At 75.7% G+C, this 17,696-nt stretch carries 16 protein-coding genes; 1 reads left to right on the top strand and 15 read right to left on the bottom strand.

The annotated features are described in order from the left end of the window. The first annotated feature begins 84 nt into the window (after window positions 1–84). Entirely contained in the window at window positions 85–1,758 is a 1,674-nt protein-coding gene (locus tag ACFVS0_RS14575; protein WP_430588350.1) for a protein kinase, read from the top strand. A gap of 25 nt (window positions 1,759–1,783) precedes the next feature. Here ACFVS0_RS14575 and ACFVS0_RS14570 read toward each other — a convergent pair whose 3' ends face one another. From ACFVS0_RS14570 to ACFVS0_RS14500, 15 genes are all read right to left on the bottom strand, one after another. Next, the gene (locus tag ACFVS0_RS14570) at window positions 1,784–2,428 is read right to left on the bottom strand and encodes a prepilin peptidase (protein WP_430588349.1); all 645 of its coding nucleotides are present in this window, start codon (window positions 2,426–2,428) and stop codon (window positions 1,784–1,786) included. Between the two features lie 14 nt (window positions 2,429–2,442). Then, window positions 2,443–5,619 (bottom strand): LysM peptidoglycan-binding domain-containing protein, encoded by a 3,177-nt coding sequence (locus tag ACFVS0_RS14565; RefSeq protein WP_430588348.1) that lies wholly within the window; start codon window positions 5,617–5,619, stop codon window positions 2,443–2,445. Continuing rightward, complete coding sequence (locus ACFVS0_RS14560) at window positions 5,619–6,080, bottom strand: TadE/TadG family type IV pilus assembly protein (protein ID WP_430551788.1); 462 nt, start codon at window positions 6,078–6,080, stop codon at window positions 5,619–5,621. The genes ACFVS0_RS14565 and ACFVS0_RS14560 overlap by 1 nt, the downstream gene beginning before the upstream one ends. Window positions 6,081–6,083: 3 nt before the next feature. Further along, the gene (locus tag ACFVS0_RS14555) at window positions 6,084–6,533 is read right to left on the bottom strand and encodes a TadE/TadG family type IV pilus assembly protein (protein WP_430551787.1); all 450 of its coding nucleotides are present in this window, start codon (window positions 6,531–6,533) and stop codon (window positions 6,084–6,086) included. Next, the gene (locus ACFVS0_RS14550) at window positions 6,530–6,925 is read right to left on the bottom strand and encodes a TadE/TadG family type IV pilus assembly protein (protein ID WP_430551786.1); all 396 of its coding nucleotides are present in this window, start codon (window positions 6,923–6,925) and stop codon (window positions 6,530–6,532) included. Before ACFVS0_RS14550 ends, ACFVS0_RS14555 begins: the two co-directional genes overlap by 4 nt. Before the next feature lie 17 nt (window positions 6,926–6,942). Next, on the bottom strand, window positions 6,943–7,143 hold the full coding sequence (locus tag ACFVS0_RS14545) for a hypothetical protein (RefSeq protein ID WP_430551785.1): 201 nt from the start codon (window positions 7,141–7,143) through the stop codon (window positions 6,943–6,945). A 53-nt stretch (window positions 7,144–7,196) separates the two neighbouring features. Continuing rightward, entirely contained in the window at window positions 7,197–8,108 is a 912-nt protein-coding gene (locus ACFVS0_RS14540) for a hypothetical protein (RefSeq protein ID WP_430551784.1), read from the bottom strand. After that, a complete protein-coding gene (locus tag ACFVS0_RS14535; protein WP_430551783.1) occupies window positions 8,105–8,971 on the bottom strand; it encodes a type II secretion system F family protein in 867 nt (288 codons plus the stop codon). Before ACFVS0_RS14535 ends, ACFVS0_RS14540 begins: the two co-directional genes overlap by 4 nt. After that, on the bottom strand, window positions 8,968–10,725 hold the full coding sequence (locus ACFVS0_RS14530) for a CpaF family protein (RefSeq protein ID WP_430588347.1): 1,758 nt from the start codon (window positions 10,723–10,725) through the stop codon (window positions 8,968–8,970). Before ACFVS0_RS14530 ends, ACFVS0_RS14535 begins: the two co-directional genes overlap by 4 nt. Beyond that, window positions 10,722–11,516, bottom strand: coding sequence for a hypothetical protein (locus ACFVS0_RS14525; RefSeq protein ID WP_430563020.1), 795 nt, complete (start codon window positions 11,514–11,516; stop codon window positions 10,722–10,724). Before ACFVS0_RS14525 ends, ACFVS0_RS14530 begins: the two co-directional genes overlap by 4 nt. Before the next feature lie 7 nt (window positions 11,517–11,523). Continuing rightward, window positions 11,524–12,207, bottom strand: coding sequence for an SAF domain-containing protein (locus tag ACFVS0_RS14520; protein WP_430588346.1), 684 nt, complete (start codon window positions 12,205–12,207; stop codon window positions 11,524–11,526). A 252-nt stretch (window positions 12,208–12,459) separates the two neighbouring features. After that, window positions 12,460–13,512 carry a siderophore-interacting protein gene (locus tag ACFVS0_RS14515; protein WP_430551779.1) on the bottom strand — a complete coding sequence of 351 codons (1,053 nt, stop codon included), beginning with the start codon at window positions 13,510–13,512 and terminating at the stop codon, window positions 12,460–12,462. Between the two features lie 74 nt (window positions 13,513–13,586). Next, window positions 13,587–14,522 carry a universal stress protein gene (locus tag ACFVS0_RS14510; RefSeq protein WP_430588345.1) on the bottom strand — a complete coding sequence of 312 codons (936 nt, stop codon included), beginning with the start codon at window positions 14,520–14,522 and terminating at the stop codon, window positions 13,587–13,589. 58 nt (window positions 14,523–14,580) lie between these two features. Further along, entirely contained in the window at window positions 14,581–16,677 is a 2,097-nt protein-coding gene (locus tag ACFVS0_RS14505) for an iron ABC transporter permease (RefSeq protein WP_430588344.1), read from the bottom strand. Between the two features lie 19 nt (window positions 16,678–16,696). Then, complete coding sequence (locus ACFVS0_RS14500) at window positions 16,697–17,683, bottom strand: ABC transporter substrate-binding protein (RefSeq protein WP_430588343.1); 987 nt, start codon at window positions 17,681–17,683, stop codon at window positions 16,697–16,699. Window positions 17,684–17,696: the final 13 nt, after the last annotated feature.

The following is a 17,696-nucleotide window of genomic DNA, read 5'->3' as shown; positions in this document are numbered from 1 at the left end:
GTGCGTCGGATGCCTCGTTGGTAGGATCGCCAGCTGCCCCGGGCCGCACCGGAACGCCCTCGACCACACTCCTGGAGAGCTCCCTTGTCGCAGCACCGGACGGACGACGCGGCCCTGCCGGACGGCGTCCGGCCGCTGACCGCGGACGATCCCCAGGAGCTCGGCGGGCACCGCCTCCTGGGCCGGATCGGGCGCGGCGGCATGGGCATGGTCTACCTCGCCACGATGCGCAGCGGCCGGCGCCTGGCGATCAAGGTGATCCGCGACGAGTATGCCGAGGACCCCGAGTTCCGCGCCCGGTTCGAGCGCGAGATCACGGCGGCCCTCCGCGTGCGCGGCCCGTTCCTCGCGGCCCTCATCGACGCCGACCTCACGTCGGCGACGCCGTGGCTCGCCACCGAGTACGTCCCCGGCCCGACGCTCGCGCACCGCGTGACGCAGGGCGGCCCGCTGCCGGTGGCCGAGGTCCGCGCGCTCGTGGGCCACGTGGCCGAGGCCCTGTACGCCGTGCACCGCGCCGGCCTGGTGCACCGCGACGTCAAGCCGGACAACGTCCTCCTCGGCCCGGACGGCCCGTGCGTCATCGACCTCGGCATCGCCCAGACGGCCGACGCGACGGCGCTCACGCGCGCGGGGTCGCCGCTCGGCACCCCCGTCTTCATGGCGCCCGAGCAGGCCCGCGGCGAGGACGTCTCCCCCGCGACCGACGTGTGGGCGCTCGGCGGGGTGGCCCTCTTCGCCGCCACGGGGCGCCGCCCGTTCGGTCAGGGGCGGCCGGACCTCATGTACTACCGGGTCGTCCACGAGGACCCGCAGCTGGAGGGGTGCCCGGAGGAGCTCCTGCCGTTCGTCCGGGCCTGCCTCGACAAGGACCCGGACCGACGGCCCCGCGTGCGCGAGATCCTCGACGCCCAGCCCGACCTGCCCGGGCCGGCCGCGCCGCCGACGTCGGCCGCGGCGGCCGCCGACCAGGGGACCGGAGCCCCCGCCGCACCGCCCGCGCTCCCCGGGCCCGCCGAGACCGCGGCGCCTGCGGCGCCTGCGGTGCCTGCCATGCCGGCCGTGCCTGCCGTGGCCGACGTCCCCCTCGCGGCACCGGCTCCGGTCGTCGACGAGTGGTCCAGCACGGCGGACACGTTCGTCCCCGGCGGAGCCGCCCCGCAGCCGCCGGAGGAGCCCCCGGCCGCCCCGCCCGCCCGCCGCCGCGGCCTCGTCCTCGCCGTCGTCGCCGCCGTCGTGCTGGCCGGGGCCGCCACCGGGGCCGCCCTGCTCCTGCGGGACGACGAGGTGTCGCCGCCCGAGTCCCCCCGCGCGACGGCGTCCGAGGCCGCGATCGACACCTGCCTCGTCGGGCGGTGGACGCAGACGTCCATGAGCGACACCTGGGAGCAGCCCGAGCTCGGGGAGCCCGTCGACGTCACCGGGTGGGACGGGCGCGTGCTCGAGTTCCGCGCGGACGGCACGGAGATCGCCCGGTTCGACGACGCCGACCCGCTGCGCGGCACCCACTCGACCCTGGGCGAGATCGTCCAGACCTGGAGCGGCACCGCGACGTTCCACGTCACGACGACGGACGGCGTCCTGCACGTCGAGGACGTGGACTACTCCGACGTCACCGTCAAGGACGAGGTGGCCGGGACGGCGCAGAGCAGCCGGCCCGTGTCCGTGCCGGGCGCCGACGTCGACTACGAGTGCGACGACGCCACCATGACGCAGCACGGGGGCACCTACGAGGCGGCGTTCGACCGCCTGGGCTGAGGCGCCTCCCAGCTCGCCGTCGCCGTCAGGCGGGGACGAGGAGCGCCACCGCGACGCCCGCGACGAGCGCGGGGCCGTACGCGAGGTGGGCCTTGCGTCCCGCCCCGCGCGCCAGGAGCGCCACCGCCATGAGCGCCGCCACCACGCAGGTGGCGACCAGGGCCGTCACCACGCCCGACACGCCGAGCGGGCCGACGACCAGGCCGGTGACGACCGCGAGCTTGACGTCCCCCAGCCCCATGCTGAAGAACGCCATCACCGCGAACAGGATCCCGAGCACGAGCGCGCCGCCGAGCGCCCGGCCGAGGACGCCCCAGTCGCCGGCGACCGCGGCGGGCACGGCGACCGCGAGCGCGACCGCCGGCCCCCACACGCGGGTCACGGCGTCCGGGACGCGGTGCACGTCCAGGTCGATCCACACGAGCACGGCCCCGCCGACCAGGTACACCACGGCAGCGGCCGTGAGCGGCCACGGCTCGAACCCCGCGACCGCGCCGCCCGCGGCCGCCATCGGCACCACCGCCCACGTGCGCTCGAGACGGGAGCGCGGCTCGTCGGTGTCGTACCGGTACGTCCCCGTCCGCAGCCACCGCCACAGCACGACGCCGGCGAGCAGCCCGACGGCCGCCCCCACGAGGACCGCGGCCGGCGCGGGCGCGACCAGGGGCACGTCCGTCAGGGCGCTCAGAGCGCGCCGGCCATGAGGCCGTCGAACTCGGAGCCGGGATGCCGGAGCGCTGCGAGGAGCTGCGCCGTCCGCGGCGTCAGGTCACCGCCGAGCGACTCGGTCGCGGTCAGCAGGCCCTGCACCGCGGCGGTCTCGGACGCCGCGTCACGGCTCTCGTGGGCGGCGAGCACCCGCAGGCGCCACAGCGCCTCGTGCGTGGGCTCCGCACGCAGCCCGACGCCCACCGCCTGCTCGGCGGCGCGCCAACGCCCTTCGAGCACCCGCCGGCGGGCCGCCTCGCAGGCGACGTCCACGACGTGCGCCGAGAGCCGCTGGTGGTCCGGCTCCGCCCACGCGTACCGGCCGGGCCGAGCACCCGCGAACGGGGCGCCGCGCACCAGCTCCAGCGCCCGCTCCAGGTCCTCGGTCGCCGCGGAGGACACGTCGTCGCCCACGAGGGTCTCCCACGCCCGGACGTCGGAGCCCACGTCGTGCAGCGTGAGGCGGCCGCCCGACGCATCGCGGGGCAGCCGTTCCCCGCCGTCGGACGCCGGCCCGAGCCACCGTCGCAGCCGCGCGACGGCGGTGGACAGCGCGCCCGCGCGCGCCGCCTCGGCCAGGCCCGGCCAGAGCGCGGCGCCCGCCTCCGCGGCGGTCGCTCCGGGGCGCAGGGCCAGGAAGGCCGCGAGCTCCTGCAGACGCGGCCGCTCCGCCGGGTCGACGGGGCCGTCCGCGCCCTCCAGGGACACGGCGCCGAGCACGCGGATCCGCGGAGACGCCCCGGCCGGCTCGCGCGCCGCGACGTGCGTCGGGTCGCCGTCGGTGCCGTCGAGGTCGCCGTCCACCACGACGTCGTCGACCGGGACGATCGCCTCCACCTCGGCGAGCGACGGTTCCTGCACGTGCGTCGGGTCGCCGGCGGGCTCGGCGCTCGCCACCGCGACGAGCTCCCGCAGCGGCGCGAACCTCCCCGCGGCGAGCCGCTGGGGCCGGAGCTCCATGCCGGCGGGCGCGAGCTGCGCCCGTGCCGCCCCCGGCCCGACCTGGAGGCTCCAGCCGGGCTCGCCGCCGAGGGCCGACGGCGCGGCCCCGTGCACGATGCTCGCCACAGCGATCCGAGGGCCGTCGTCGACCAGGGCCGCGAGGCGGGCACGCTCGGGCTCGGGCACCGACGCGCCGAGCACGACGACCTCCGGGCTCCAGGTGTCGGGGGCGAGCCCGGCGGCGCGGGCCGCGCCGACGCTCGTCACGCCGGACAGCGCCAGGGCCCGGCGGTCCGCCTCCGCGCGCCGGCTCAGCTCCTGCCGCAGGGCGCCGACGGAGTCGTGCCGGCGGACACGACCGGTGCGCAGCGTTCCCTCCAGCTCGACGAGGGTTTCCGCGAGACGGTCGCCCGGCGCGCCGACGAGGTTGACCTGCAGGTCGTCGGCCCAGGCGGAGGTGGCCAGCTCGACGACGAGCGCCGCCACGACCTCCCCGGCGTCCTGCGCGGCCCCCGTCACGGCGAGGGTCCCCACCGTCTCGAGGTTGAGCAGCACGTGGCACGGGCCCTCGTCGTGGCCGAGGGTCACGAGCGCCGGGTAGGGCGCGGGGACGGCGGCGAGACCGCCGCCGTACGTCTCCTCGAGGCGACGCACGCCCGCGCGGTCGAGGGACCACACCGTGCCCGTCGGGTCCGCCGACCACGGGGCGGCGAGCTCGGCGGGGGCGGTGAGGTAGAGGTCGACCGCCGCCTCGCCGAGCCGGACGGCCCGCAGCACGGGCAGCGGGCGCCGGGCGTCCGCGCACTGGCGGGCCAGGGCCCGCAGGGCGAGGTCGACCCGCGCGACCGACAGCGGGTCGGCGAGCGAGCGCGAGTCCTGCTCGAACGCCGCGGCCTCCCCCGACGGCAGCGGCGTGCGCTGTCCGGGCAGCCGCCGCCGCTGCTGCTCCCGGCGACGGCGCGCGACCAGCGCGACGACGCCGGCGGCGAGCAGCGCGCCCAGGCCCGCCCCGCCCGCGACGCGCCACGGCGCCTGCACGCCCAGGTCCGCGTCCGGCGCGGGGATGGCCGTCTCCTGCACCGCGGGGGCCGTGTCGGGAGCAGCCTCGGCAGCGGTCTCGTGGACGGCGTCGACGGCGGGCGCGGCGGCCGGCTCGACCGCCTCCGCGGCCCGCTCCTCGGCGGCCGACGCCGTCGTGGCGGACTCCCCGGCCCCCGGCACCTGGAGGGTCCAGCCCGGCAGGATCAGGTCGGGGTCGGTCAGGCGCGCGCCTCCCGGCTGCGCGACGTCGCGCGACGCCTCGAAGATCTCCGGGTATCGGTCCGCGTCACCCAGCTCCTGCGCCGCGATCTGCGAGAGGTTGTCGCCGGCCTCGACGACCACCGTGCCGGCCTTCTCGTCCCGCGCCGCATCCGGTGCGTCGTCCTGCGCCTGCGGCGCGGGGACGGTCAGCACCCAGCCGGGCGTGAGGAAGTCGGGGCGGTCGGCGAGCGTGCCGGCGTTGAGCGCGACGATCTCGCGGAACCGCTGACCGTCGCCCAGGTAGTGCTCGGCCAGGGACCACAGCGAGTCGCCGTACTCGACGGTGTGCTGGACGGTCCGCGCGGCCTCGTCGTGGTGCGCGGCCTGCTCGACCGGTGCCTGCTCGGCGGCGACCTGGGCCCGCGCCTCGCGGATGAGGTCGGACGAGATCGGGGCCGCCCCGGCCCCCTGCCCGGCGGACTGCGACGCCAGCGCGGCGTCGAGGGCCAGCTCCCCCACCCCGGCGCTCTGGCCGTGCACGGCCTGCTGCACGGAGACGACCGCGACGACGTCCTGCGGCGCCCCGGCCGAGCCGCCCTCCAGGGCCGTCGCCGTCGTCGCCACGGGCACCGTGGTGAAGAGCAGCAGGGCGGCCGCCACGAGCCCGCGGGCCGCGTTCTGCGGCAGCCGCAGGCCCACGAGCCGCGGGGCGCGCACCCCGCGGAGCTGCGCCACGAGCTCGACGACGATGCTCACCGCGAGGAACGCCCACGCAACCCACGCCGCCGCCTGGAGCAGCAGCATGAGCAGGGAGCCGTCGTCCGGCGACGTGAGCATCGACAGGAGGGTGTCGGGCGAGAGCAGCCCGTCCTCGAGGGGGTTCGCCCCGACCGCCAGGAGCAGGTACGGCACCCCCACGGTGACGCCGACGAGGAGCAGCAGGGCCAGGAGCCCCTTGAGGCGGCGCATCACTGCTCCACCCCCTCGAAGGCCCGGACCACGCGCGCCTCGCCCTCGCCGGACACCGGCATCGCGCGGATCCCGATGATGCCCAGGAACTTGGGCTGGTAGGAGTCGGTGGTGTTCACGACCACCAGGTCACCGGCCACGGCGACGTTGGTGACCACGACCCCGGTCGTGCTGGCGTACGAGCGCGCGGCCGCCCCCGCCGCGGCAGGGTCGATCGAGACCCCCGTGCCGCGCAGCGCGTCCGACGCCACGACCGCCTGACCGCCGGCTCGCGCCGCCTGCTGCGCGACGTCGCGCGCGTGCTGCTGGGCGAGCACCTGGCCCGAGAGGTCGACGGCCATCCCGACGACGACGATCATGACGAACGCGCCGAGCGCGAGCCAGATGGAGACCGAGCCACGCTCGGCGGTGCGGCTCGTGCGTCGCGCGCGGAGGCGCCGGGGGACGGTCCTGGCGGGCATGCTTCAGCGCTCCCGGTAGGTGTCGATCGGGCTGTCCATGGTCTTGGCGATCCGGATCGTCCCCGGGAGGCCGGGGACGGCGAGGTCGCCGACGCCGACGTCGCAGGTCACGGTCGCCGAGACGCTCGAGGCGACGCCGACGGCGTTCCCGAAGCCGTTCGTGTTCACCGCGACCTGCGGGGCGCAGTGCAGCCCCTTCTCGTCGAGGCTGCGCCGCGCGGCCGCGACGGCGCCGGCCTCCGCCTCCGCCTGGGTCCGCGCGATCGACGCGGACCGGGCGGCCTCGGTGGCGGCCGCCTCGACGGACTGGCCGGCGAGCGCCACGCGGCCGCCCGCGAACACCAGGCCCATGATCAGCAGGAAGGCGGGGACGCCGACCGCGGCCTCGATGGCCGCGGACCCGCGCTCGCCGTCCTGCATCCGACGGCGCAGGGCGCGCGCCAGCCGGGTCATCCGGTGAGCCTCTCGACGGGCAGGCTCGCGGACTGCGAGATCTCCGGGTTCCACAGGGGGACGATCGACTGGGCGCTCACGCGCACGGTGACCGTCACCTCGGTGGGCTCCGGCCGGACGGTGATCCCCCTGCCCGTCAGTCCGCCGCCGACGTCCGCCAGGTAGTCCGACGCCGCCGCCTCGCCCGCGCCCGCGGTGCCGTTCTCCGCCGCCGCCGCGCGCACGCCCTCCTGCGCGGCCGCGTACGCGACCGTGCGGGCCTGGTACCACAGCCCCGCCTGGATCCCCGCGAACATCAGGGTGAACAAGGCGGGCAGGAGGAAGACCATCTCGATGGTCGAGGACCCACGCTCGCGCGCCCCGCGGGCACGAGGCCCGCGGGGTCCCTGCACGTGCCTGGGCCGACGGGTCACTTGATCTTGGCCGACTCGCTGGTGACGTAGTTGGTGATGACGCCGACGACGATGGCGACGATCCCGATGACGGCCACGGCCCACAGGACCTTCTCGATGGTCTCCGAGCCGGTCTCGGGCTCGGTGGCGAGCTTGGTGCGGGCGCGGTCGGCGACGTTGACGCCGAAGGTGTGCAGGGTGGCGATGAGCTGGAGCATGGGTGTTCCTATCCGGGGAGGGAGGTGGTCGAGAGCACGTCGACGAGAGGGCGTCAGATGCCTCCCATCACGTTGAGGAGCGCCGGGGTCACGAGGATCACCATGAATACCACGCCCAGCAGCGACATGGGCATGTTGATCCGCTCGCTCACGGCGTTCGCCTTGCCGCGCTCCGCGTTGAGCATGGCCGCCCGCATGGCGGCGGACCGGGCACGCAGGTTGTCGTACACCTGCGAGCCCTCGCCGCTCATCCGCATCACGTCGGCCAGGTCGTCCAGCTCGGGCAGGCCGAGCTCGTCCGCCAGGTTCTGCAGGGCGTCCCACGGGGCGACGCCGTTCCAGCGGGAGCGCTGGAGCTCCTCGCCGATGCGGCGGAACACCCACGAGTCGCCGATCTCGGCGGCGCTCTCCATCGACTGCCGGGAGCCGGCGCCGGAGAGCCGCTCGAGCGCGACCAGGTCGATGTAGGCGCTCAGGGCGCGCGCGAAGTCCGTGCGGGCGTGCTTCGCCTCGGTCCGCACGTCGATGTCCGGCGACACGAACAGCACGACGCCGAGCCCGAGCGACGCGACGGCCGGGATCGTGAACGGCAGGGCGGGCCCGCCCGCGACGGCCAGCATGAGCGTCAGCACGGGCGGGATGACGAGGCCGACGACGCCGTACAGCACCTTCTTGCCGTAGTAGCGGTGCACCGGGATGCGCAGGAGCGCGAGCTCCTTGGTCGGCGTCCTGCCCCAGGCCGCGGCGGGGAACCGTTTGATCGCCCACACGCCGACGCGCTCGTAGCGGTCGCCCGCCACGAGGTCCGTCTGCAGGGTGGCGCGTTCCTTCGCCGCCTCCTGCGAGTAGCGGCGCACGACGTCGGTGACGTCCGGGCGGCTCGGGGCCAGGCGCCACACGAGCAGCCCGATGCCGAGGCCCACCAGCGCGCCGCCCAGCAGCGCGATCTGCAGCCCGGTGGTCATGACCGCGCCCCCTCACGGGCACGCTCGCCCATGAACCGCGGCAGCGCCTCGCCCTTGGACATCCGCCGCATCATGACGAGCAGGCCGACGTACGCGGCGAGGTAGGCCGTGATGAGGACCTGCCCCAGCGGCGAGGAGTACGGGGCGATGTAGTCGCCCGTGAAGGCCAGCACGAGGAGCACGCCGGCGGTGATGATGGTGACCCAGCGCGCGGTGGCGCGGGGCTTGGCACGCTCCGCCTCGATCTCGCGGCGCGCGCGCACGTCGTCGGCCACCGACTGCGCCAACGACTCCAGCACGGACGCCAGACCGGCGCCGCGGCGGCCCGCGCCGAGGATGAGGGTGGCCGCCACGACGTCGCCCGTCGCGTCGTCGAGCTCGTCGCCGAACGCCCGCACCGCCGCGACGGTGCCCCAGCGGGCGCGCAGGCGGGCCACGAGGTTGGTCACCTCGGGCCGGATCTCCTCGGGCGCCGACCGCAGCGACATGCGGATGGCCTCCTCGAGGCCGACGCCCACGGTGAGCACGCCGGCCAGGCTGCGGGTCCACTCCTCGAGCGCCTCGAGCCGGCGGATGGTCTGGCCCGAGCTGCCGGCGCTGAGCAGCACCGGCAGCCCGATGCCGGCGACCGGGCCGAGCACGACGGCCACGATCCACCCCGTGATCGCGTAGACCACGATGCCGCCGACCAGGCCCGCCGCCGCGAGGATCTTCGTCTGCCGGTCCACCGCGGCGAGCCTGCCGGCCAGGCGTTGACGGCGCGGGGCGGCGTCGTCGACCGGCACGCGACGCACACCCACCACGACGCCGATCACACCGGCGACGAGGAGCGCGCCGCCGAGGGCGGGCAGCAGGGCCGTCATCGCAGGCCACCCTGCTGGGCGCCCTCGACCAGGTAGGACGTGAGGTCGAAGCCGAATCGCTCGAGGTCGCGCAGCTCCTCCGGCATCGTGCCCGGGACGGCGGGCCCGCCCTGCGGGTTCGGCGTGAAGACGTGCGTCGTCGCGTACCCGACCGCCTCCTCGCCCGGGGCGATGTGCACGATCTCCGACACCCACCGGTCGCGCTGCCAGCGGGTCCCGGTCGCGTCGAGGGGGCGGGTCTGCAGCCCGACCTGGACGACGAGGTCGACGGTCTCGGCGAGCTTCGACGTCGCCAGCTCGCGTGTGACGTGCGGGCCGGCCTCCATGGCACAGGTGACGAGCTTGCGGATCGCGCCCGAGCCGTTCGCGGCGTGGGTCGTGGAGATGGAGCCGGCGCCCGACTCCATCGCCTTGATCATCGCCCAGACCTCCTTGCCGCGGACCTCACCGACGATCTGCCGCGACAGGTTGAACCGGAACGAGTTGTAGATGGCCTCGTCGAGCGTGAACTCGCCCGCCTGGCGCCCGTCGGCGCCGATCTCGCCGGAGCCGGGGCGTGCCTCCCAGGCGTGGACCACGTCGTGCACCTCGGGCAGCTCGTGCAGGTGGAGCTCGAACTCGGTCTCGAAGGTGCCGATCTGCTCGTACCGCGGGATCTCCGCGCACAGCGCGCGCACGATCGTCGTCTTGCCGGCGCCCTGCGGCCCCGCGACGACGATGGACTTCTTCGCCCGGACGGCGGCACGCAGGAACGACGCCTGCACGGCCGACATCATCCCGAGCTCCACCAGCCGGTCGAGCCCGACCTTGCGCATCCGGTGCCGGCGGATCACGACCGACGTGTTCGCCGTGACCCACGACGCGGCCGCCAGACGGGAGCCGTCGTCGAGCCGCATGTGCAGGTGCGGGCTGGCCGGGGAGAAGCTGCGCGCGTTGGAGTCGGAGCGGGTCGCGATGAACGCGAGGTTCTCGCGCAGCTCCTGGTCGGAGTCCGCGACGGGCTCGACCTTCACGAGCTCGCCGGTGGTCTTCTCGACCCAGGCGTTGTCGTGCGGGCTGATGATGATGTTCTCGACGTCGTCCGCGTCGACCAGCGGCTGCAGCCGCCCGAGCCCGAACAGCGAGTCGTGGATCGCCTTGGCGAGCACGCGCTGGTGCTCGATGCTCCACGCCGCCCGCCCGTCGTGCAGGAGGTCCGCGGCGGCGTCGTCCAGGATCTCCTGGATGATCGCGCGCCCGAGCTCCCGCTCGGCCTCGAGGTCCTTGCCGCGGTCCTCGCCGAGCCGCTCGGCCAGCCGCGTCGAGGCCAGCCCGCGGAACTCCGCGACCTGCTTCCAGTCGACGCCCCTGGGCTGGGCGAGGAAGTCCGCCCGCCCGGTCGCACGGGTCGCGTCGTGGGCCGTCCCCTGGGTCGGCGTCTGGGGCGGCATCTGGGGCGGCATCTGGGGCGGCACGGTGCCGTTCGCCGGCATCGCACGCTGGGGTGCGACGGGGGCGGGGTGCCCGCCGGCCGGCCACGAGGACGGGACCGGTGCGGGCGGGGCGACGGGCGGGGCGACGGGCGGGGCGACGGGCACGGTCGGCGGGTGCGGCACGACGGGGGCGGCGGCGGGCCCGCGAGGGGTGGTCGACTCGTCGATCGGCCCGGCCAGCGCGTGCGCGGGGCGGCGCACCACGGTCTGCTCCGGGTCGTCCGACGTCGGGTACGCGGTGAAGATCGGCAGCGAGCTGGGGTCCGGCGGCGGCGTGCTCACAGGGCGCTCCTCTCCGCGCCGAGGTCGAGCTGCTGGCGCGACCGGGTCACGCGCGAGCCGATGCTCTGCACGGCGGCGCGCACGGACTTGTTGAGGCCGGAGGTCGAGAACTTCTTGGGGCGCTTGGCCCCCAGCGAGTACACCTCGGCCGAGGCCGGGTCCCAGTCGAGGCCCGCGACGACCGGCACCTGCAGCACCTTGGCGACCTCTCCGCTGCCGTACGGCCTGCCGGGCCCGACGACGAGCGCGCCCAGGCTCTCGATCGCGCCGACGCCGGTGAACGCGTCGCGCAGGCTGTGCGCCCACGAGCTCGCGGCGACGAGGGCGGGCAACGAGCTGTGCGTCGTGAGCAGGGCCAGGTCCGCATGCGTGAGCAGCTTGGTCGGGGAGCCGACGAGGCCGAGGCGGCCGGCGTCGACGATCACGTCCTGGCCGTTGCTCTCCAGCGACCTGAAGACCGCCGACAGCGGCTCCCAGAGCTCGTCGAGCGCGCGCGACTGGAGGTGGTTCATGGCCCCGGCGAGGTACTGCACCTGGCTGTCGGGGAAGCTCATCAGCGCCCGCGGCAGGTCCTCGGCGAGGGTGCCCTGCCGATGCGAGACCGCCAGGTCCACGACGGTCGCGTCGGTGGGCATCTGGGCGCCGCCGAAGTAGCCGGCGGGCACGGCGCGCGCGCCGGTGGGGTCGGCGTCCACGAGGACGACGGGGCGGGGCCAGGACAGCGCCAGCGCCAGCGCGCTGGTGGTCACCCCGGGCGACCCGTTGGCGGACGTCAGGACGATCAGTGCCATGGGCCCGTCACTCCTGGCTGTCGACGACGATCGCGGCGCTGCCCTCGGCGGACGCCGACGCGACCTGCGGCGCGTCGTCCGCGGAGACCTGCACGTTGACCAGCGTGTTGCCGGTGACGGTGTCGGTCGTGACGCCGACGACGACGCCCTCGACGGCCGCCGGCTCCGCGGCGTCGCCGCCGCCCGCGGTGGTGGACACGATCCGTACGTCGTCGCCCGACCGCACCTGGCCGGCGGGCAGCATGGCGGCCGTGACGCTCACGCCCACCACCGAGTTCCCCGCGGACGGCACGGCCGCGTCGGTCACCTGCTCCGCGGTGACGACGCCCCCGGCGACGATGTCGAGCGCCGCGTGCTTGCCCACGACGGCCTCGGCGCTGCTCGCCGGCACCGCCTGCAGCGCGGGGTCCATCCCGATCCGCACGGTGACGAGGTCGTCGGCGTCGATGACCTGCCCGCGGTGGATCGTCTCGCGGACGGTGAGCACCTCCTGGCTGTTCGACATGGACTGGAAGGCGAACGCGCTCACGAGGGCGCCCACGCACACGAGCACGACGGAGAGCGCGATGAGCGCGGGGCGCCGACGCATCTTCGGCGGAGGCGCGATCTGACCCGCCGGTGCGCCGGACGGGTCCGCGCTCCCTTGGCTGCGCGCCCGGGTGTTCTCCGGCACAGGCGTCGTCGTCGTCATGTCGTGAGGGCCTCTCGGTGCGGGTCAGAGCACGGCGTGCTCGACGGCGGCGTCGTCTCGCCACCGTGAGGAGTTCGGTGAGGTCGTCAGGCTCGGCCAGAGCATGCCAGCCGGATCGCACCCTCTAGATACCACGCCACCGCGATTGACCCAGCACATCGTCCGCCTCGCGAGACAAGACAGTACGTCTCGCGGACTGAGAATTTCGCGCTTATCGGACATCCCGCCGAAACGCGCCCGGCAGGTGCCGGATCAGCACTCCGCGCGGCCGCGGCGCCAGTAGCCCATGAAGGCGACGGCCTTGCGGTCGACGCCCTTCTCGGAGACGAGGTAGCGGCGCAGCGTCTTGATCGATCCGGCCTCGCCGGCGAGCCACGCGTAGAGCACCGTGTCCTGCGCGAGCGGCTGGCCGGTCGCGTCGACGGGCACCTCCCAGAGGATGTCCGCGTCGATGTCGACGTCGGGCAGCTCGCCGTCCAGGTCGACGCCCGCGGCGGTCAGTGCCGGGCCATCGACCTCCGCGGCCAGCAGCTCGGGAGCGGCCGGCGCGTCCGCCGACGGGCGCACGCCCATGGCGAGCAGCCGGTCCGCGGCCTCCTTCACGGCGGGCACGAGCACGTCGCCGTGCTCCCGGTCCTCGCGCGGCAGCCACGAGATCCGCACGCCGGCGGGCGCGGCCAGGGTCCAGCGGTCCTCGCGGTGCGGCACCTCGAGGAAGACCTCGCCGACGGCGTCCGCCGGCAGGGACTCGCAGATCGCGGCGATCGCCGGGACGGCGGTCTCGTCGCCGGCGAGAAGCAGGGCGTGGCTGCGGGCGGGCGGGTTGAACTCGAGCCCGCCGTGCGGCCCGTCCGTGTACGCGGCGTTGGGGCCCATGATGACGAGCGGGGCGCCCGGCTTCGCGCCGTTGGCCCAGCGGGAGGCGGGCCCGGTGTCGCCGTGCAGCACGATGTCGACGTCGACCTCGCGCAGGTCCTGCCGGACCGCGCGCACGGTGTAGGTGCGCAGCGGGTTGCGACGCTCCTCGGGCAGCGCGCGCCACGACGTGAACCAGTCCGGGTTCTGCCGGTCGAGGTACTCCCAGCCGCCGCAGGGCGCGGGGAGCAGGAACTTGATCCGCTGGTCCTTGCCGTTGTCGGCGAACCCGTCGAGGTCCTCGCCGGTGAACGTGATGCGGATGAACGACGGGCAGAGCCGGGTGACGCGCGAGACGGTGACGTCGAACATGCGGTACGGCTGCTCGGGGACGACGTCCTGCACGGCGGTCTGGTCGGCGCGCTCGGTCGCCTCGGCGGTCTCGGTCACGGTGGTAAGCCTAACCTCACCTCGCCCGGGGTCCGCAACCCCGGGTGACCGTCGTCACACGGCCGCGTCCGACGCTACGTCGCCGCCTCCACCGCGCCGGACGCACGCACGACGACGACCGGGCAGGCGGACGTCCGCACCAGGGTGTGCGTCGCGGAACCGAGCAGCAGCGACGCGAAGCCGCCGCGCCCCCGAGTGCCCAGCAGCAGCCGCTCGGCACCCTCCGCCTCGCGGTGCAGCACGCGCACCACCTGCCCCTCGCGCGTCTCGCCGAGCACCTCGAGCGCACCCTCGGACGCGCCGCGCTCCCGCAGCCGCTCCTCGACCCGGGCCAGGCCGCGCTGCAGCACCGGCCCGGCGTCGGCCTCGGTGATGTCGTGGGCCTCGTGCTCGGTGGGGCCGCGCGACGTCACCCACTCCGCCACCCCGGGCCGCCACACCACGACGACGCGGAGCGCGCGCCCCAGCCGCCACGCGGTGTCGACGGCGGCGTCGAGGGCCACGCCGGACTGCTCGGAGCCGTCGTAGCCGACGACGACGGGGGCGTCCGGCGGCAGGTCGGCCCGCGGGCCCTCGGCGGGCACGACCACCACGGGGCAGTGGGCGTGCGCCGTCACCTGCAGCACGACGGTGCCCCGGATCGCCTCGTACAGGCCGCCGTGCCGGGTGGCGCCCAGCACGAGGGCCCCGGCGTCGGCCGACATGCCCACGAGCGCCGCGGACGGGGAGGCGTACTCCACGAAGGTCTCGACGGTCGCGCCGGGGACGATGTCGCGGGCGCGGGCGGCCGCCTCCTCGACGACGGGCCACGCCCCGCCGTCCCCCCGCTCCCCCAGGTCGTCGCCGTGCGGGCGCGCGGCCACCCCCGTGTCGTGGGCGTCGCGCACGTAGACGACGCGCAGGACGGCGCCGCGCGTGCGCGCCTCCCGCGCCGCCCAGGCGAGGGCGACGTCGGCAGGCTCCGACGCGTCGTAACCGATCACCACCGGGGCGGCACTGTGCTCGTCCACCCCGCCATCGTCCCTCGCCGCGGCCCCGCTCGAAAGCGTGGGTCCGCTCGAGGGACCGTCAGGCCGTCGCGCGTCCCCGCGAGCGCCAGAGCAGGTAGACGAAGTACGGCGCCCCCAGCAGCGCCGTCCCGAGACCCGCGGGGATCTGCCCCGGCGCGATGACGACGCGGCCGAGCGTGTCCGCCGCGGACACCAGCACGGCCCCGACGAGGATCGCCACCGGCAGCACCCGCGCGTGCCGGGCGCCGACCAGCGCGCGTGCCGCGTGCGGGGCGACGAGCCCGACGAAGCCGATGACGCCCACGGCGCACACGGCGGCTGCCGTGGTCAGCGCGGCGGCCCCGAGCAGCACCAGCCGCGAGCGGTCCACCGGGAGGCCGAGGACGCGCGGGGTGTCCTCGTCGAGCGACAGCACGTCGAGCTCGCGGCGGTAGGTCGCGGCGAGCGGCACCATGACGAGCAGCGCCAGGGCGACGGGAAGGAGCTGTTCCAGGCTGCGCCCGTACGTCGAGCCCGACAGCCACGTGAGCGCGAGGTTGACGTCCCACGGCGCGATGACGAGGACGACGAGAGTGATGAGCGCCGTCGTGCCCGCCTGCGCGCCGATACCGACGAGCACCAGACGCTCGGAGCCCAGCCCGCCGCGCGACGACAGCAGGTACACGAGGGCGAACACGCCGAGCGCGCACGCGCCCGCCGCCGCGGACATCTGCCAGATGCCGACCCCGGGCACGAGCAGGATCATCAGCACGGCGCCGAGGCCCGCGCCCGACGTCACGCCGAGCAGGCTCGGCTCGGCGAGCGGGTTGCGGCACACGGCCTGCACGATCGTGCCCGCGAGCGCCAGCGCCGCTCCCGCCAGCACGGCGGCGAGCACGCGCGGCACGCGCTGGTCGAGCACGAAGCTCACCTGCCGCCCGGCCACCCCCTGCACCCAGTTCGACACGTCGCCCAGCAGCACGACCCGGTCGCCGAGGAGCAGGCCGGCGACCACGGCCACCACGAGGGCGACGCCGAGCAGCACCAGGACCGCGACCACCCGCGCGCGCGAACGGGGCCGGCCGAGGGCACCCCGGGCGCCGCGCGCCCCGGCACCCGAGTCGCGCAGGCGCCGCGCCATCCACACGAGGATGCCGGCACCGAGCACGCTGGTCACGACGCCGGTCGGCACCACGACCGACGCCTGACCGGGCAGGATCGCGCGCAGCAGCACGTCCGCGCCGAGCACCACGACGACGCCCACGAGGGCGGCGAACGGCAGGAGCAGCACGTGCCGGCCGAGGCCGGGCACCTTGCGCCCCACGAGCCGGGCGATGACGGGAGCCGCGAGGCCCACGAAGCCGATGGGTCCGGCCACGGTGACAGCGATCGCGGCGAGCAGCACGGCGGCCAGGACGGCGAGCACGCGCGTGCGGCGCACGTCGATGCCGAGCACGCGTGCGGCGTCGTCCCCCAGGCCCAGGAGGTCGAGCCGGCGGGCCAGCAGCAAGGCGGCGGCGACGCCGACCAGGACGACGGGGGCCGCCATGCTCACCGTGCGCGTGCCGGACTGCACGATGCTGCCGCTGCCCCACGCGAACAGGCCGGTGGTCTCCTGCTCGAAGAGCACGAGGAGCACCATCGTCAGGGAGTGCAGCGCGAGCATGATGGCCGAGCCCGCCAGCACCAGGCGGGTGGGCCCGTCGGCTCCGCCGCGCGCAAGGGCGAGCACGAGCGCCGCGGCGGCCAGGCCGCCGACGAACGCGAGCCCGCCCTGCAGGTAGAACGGGACGGACAGGCCGAGGGCGGCCGCCGCAACGACCGTGACGTACGCGCCCGCGTTGACCGCCAGCGTGTCGGGGGACGCGAGCGGGTTGCGCGCCACGGACTGCAGCACCGCACCGGCCACGCCGAGCGCGACGCCGACGAGCAGCCCCGCCAGGAGGCGTGGCAGCCGGGACGAGACGAGCACGGCGACCGTGCCGTCGGCGTCGGACCCGACGAGGGCGCGCAGCACGTCGGGCACCCCGACGTCCGCCGTGCCCTGCGTGAGGTGCACCGCGGCCAGGACGAGCACCGCGACGACGGCGAGGACGAACGCCGCCACGACACGGACGGGTGCCGCCCGCCGCCCCGGCGCGGTGACGGGGGCGGCGGACGGCGGCGAGTCGGTCACGGACACGTGCTGCGGGCGATCAGGCGAGCGAGTCGACGAGCGCGTCGATGTACGCGGCGCCCGACAGCGGGCCGCCGAACATCCAGATGCCGTCGGGGATGCGGTGCACGTCGCCGGCCGTCACGAACGGCAGCTGCTCCCACACCTTGTTGCCCTTGAGCCCGTCGGCGAACGGGTCGGCCTCGGCGTCGTTCGCCGCGTAGACGAACTGCACGTCGCCGAGCTTCGTCAGGCCCTCGACGTCGGTCTGCGCGAGGCCGTAGTCGGGGTCGCCGCCCTCGGTCCAGGCGTTCTCGAGGCCGACGGCCTCGCCGAGCGCGCCGAAGAAGGACCCCGGCGTGTACATGCGCACGGAGACGGTGCCGTTGGCGATCCAGCCGTCGGCCATCGCGAACTCGGCGCCGCCGAGGTCCGCCTCCTCGAGCGCGGTCCTGCCCTCGGCGACCTTGGCGTCGAAGTCCGCCAGCGCCTGGGTCGCCTCGTCCCGCTTGCCGGTGACCTCCCCGAGGGTGGTCACCGTCTCCTTCATGTAGCCGAGCGGGTCCTCGCCGTCGGAGCCGCGCAACGTCAGGACGGGCGCGACCTCCTCGATCTGCGCGATGACGTTCTCGGGGATGTCGGTGGTCGTGACCACGAGGTCCGGCTCGAGCGCCGAGATGGCGTCCAGGCTCGGCTCCCCGCGCGTGCCGACGTCGGGCGTGCGCTCGTCGATCGGCGCGACCGTGTCCCAGGTGTTGTACCCCTCGACGTCCGCCTGGCCCGCCGGCTCGACCCCGAGCGCCACGAGGTTCTCCGTGAGGCCCCACTCGAGAGAGACGACCTCGGTGGCGGGGGCGTCGAGCGTGTGCTCGCCACGCTCGTCCGTGTAGGTGACGGGGCCGCTCGCGGCCGACGACTCGGGCGCCGCCGCCTCGGCGGGGTCCTCCGTGGTGCCGCACGCGGCGAGGGCGAGCGCGGCCACGGCGGCGGTGGCGCCGACGAGCAGGGGGCGGGTGGGGATGCGCATGGGTGTCTCGGTG

It is taken from the genome of Isoptericola sp. NPDC058082, from assembly GCF_042885055.1.
Classification (GTDB): Bacteria; Actinomycetota; Actinomycetes; order Actinomycetales; family Cellulomonadaceae; genus Isoptericola.
Note: the sequence above shows the minus strand (reverse complement) of the source record. Positions and strands in the feature narration are given on the sequence as shown.

Bases quoted from the DNA above. Each gene is read 5' to 3' on its own strand.
- ACFVS0_RS14565 (WP_430588348.1), bottom strand. From the start codon at position 5,619: ATGCGCCGCCTCAAGGGGCTCCTGGCCCTGCTGCTCCTCGTCGGCGTC.
- ACFVS0_RS14560 (WP_430551788.1), bottom strand. From the start codon at position 6,080: ATGCCCGCCAGGACCGTCCCCCGGCGCCTCCGCGCGCGACGCACGAGC.
- ACFVS0_RS14555 (WP_430551787.1), bottom strand. From the start codon at position 6,533: ATGACCCGGCTGGCGCGCGCCCTGCGCCGTCGGATGCAGGACGGCGAG.
- ACFVS0_RS14545 (WP_430551785.1), bottom strand. From the start codon at position 7,143: ATGCTCCAGCTCATCGCCACCCTGCACACCTTCGGCGTCAACGTCGCC.
- ACFVS0_RS14540 (WP_430551784.1), bottom strand. From the start codon at position 8,108: ATGACCACCGGGCTGCAGATCGCGCTGCTGGGCGGCGCGCTGGTGGGC.
- ACFVS0_RS14535 (WP_430551783.1), bottom strand. From the start codon at position 8,971: ATGACGGCCCTGCTGCCCGCCCTCGGCGGCGCGCTCCTCGTCGCCGGT.
- ACFVS0_RS14525 (WP_430563020.1), bottom strand. From the start codon at position 11,516: ATGGCACTGATCGTCCTGACGTCCGCCAACGGGTCGCCCGGGGTGACC.
- ACFVS0_RS14520 (WP_430588346.1), bottom strand. From the start codon at position 12,207: ATGACGACGACGACGCCTGTGCCGGAGAACACCCGGGCGCGCAGCCAA.
- ACFVS0_RS14500 (WP_430588343.1), bottom strand. From the start codon at position 17,683: ATGCGCATCCCCACCCGCCCCCTGCTCGTCGGCGCCACCGCCGCCGTG.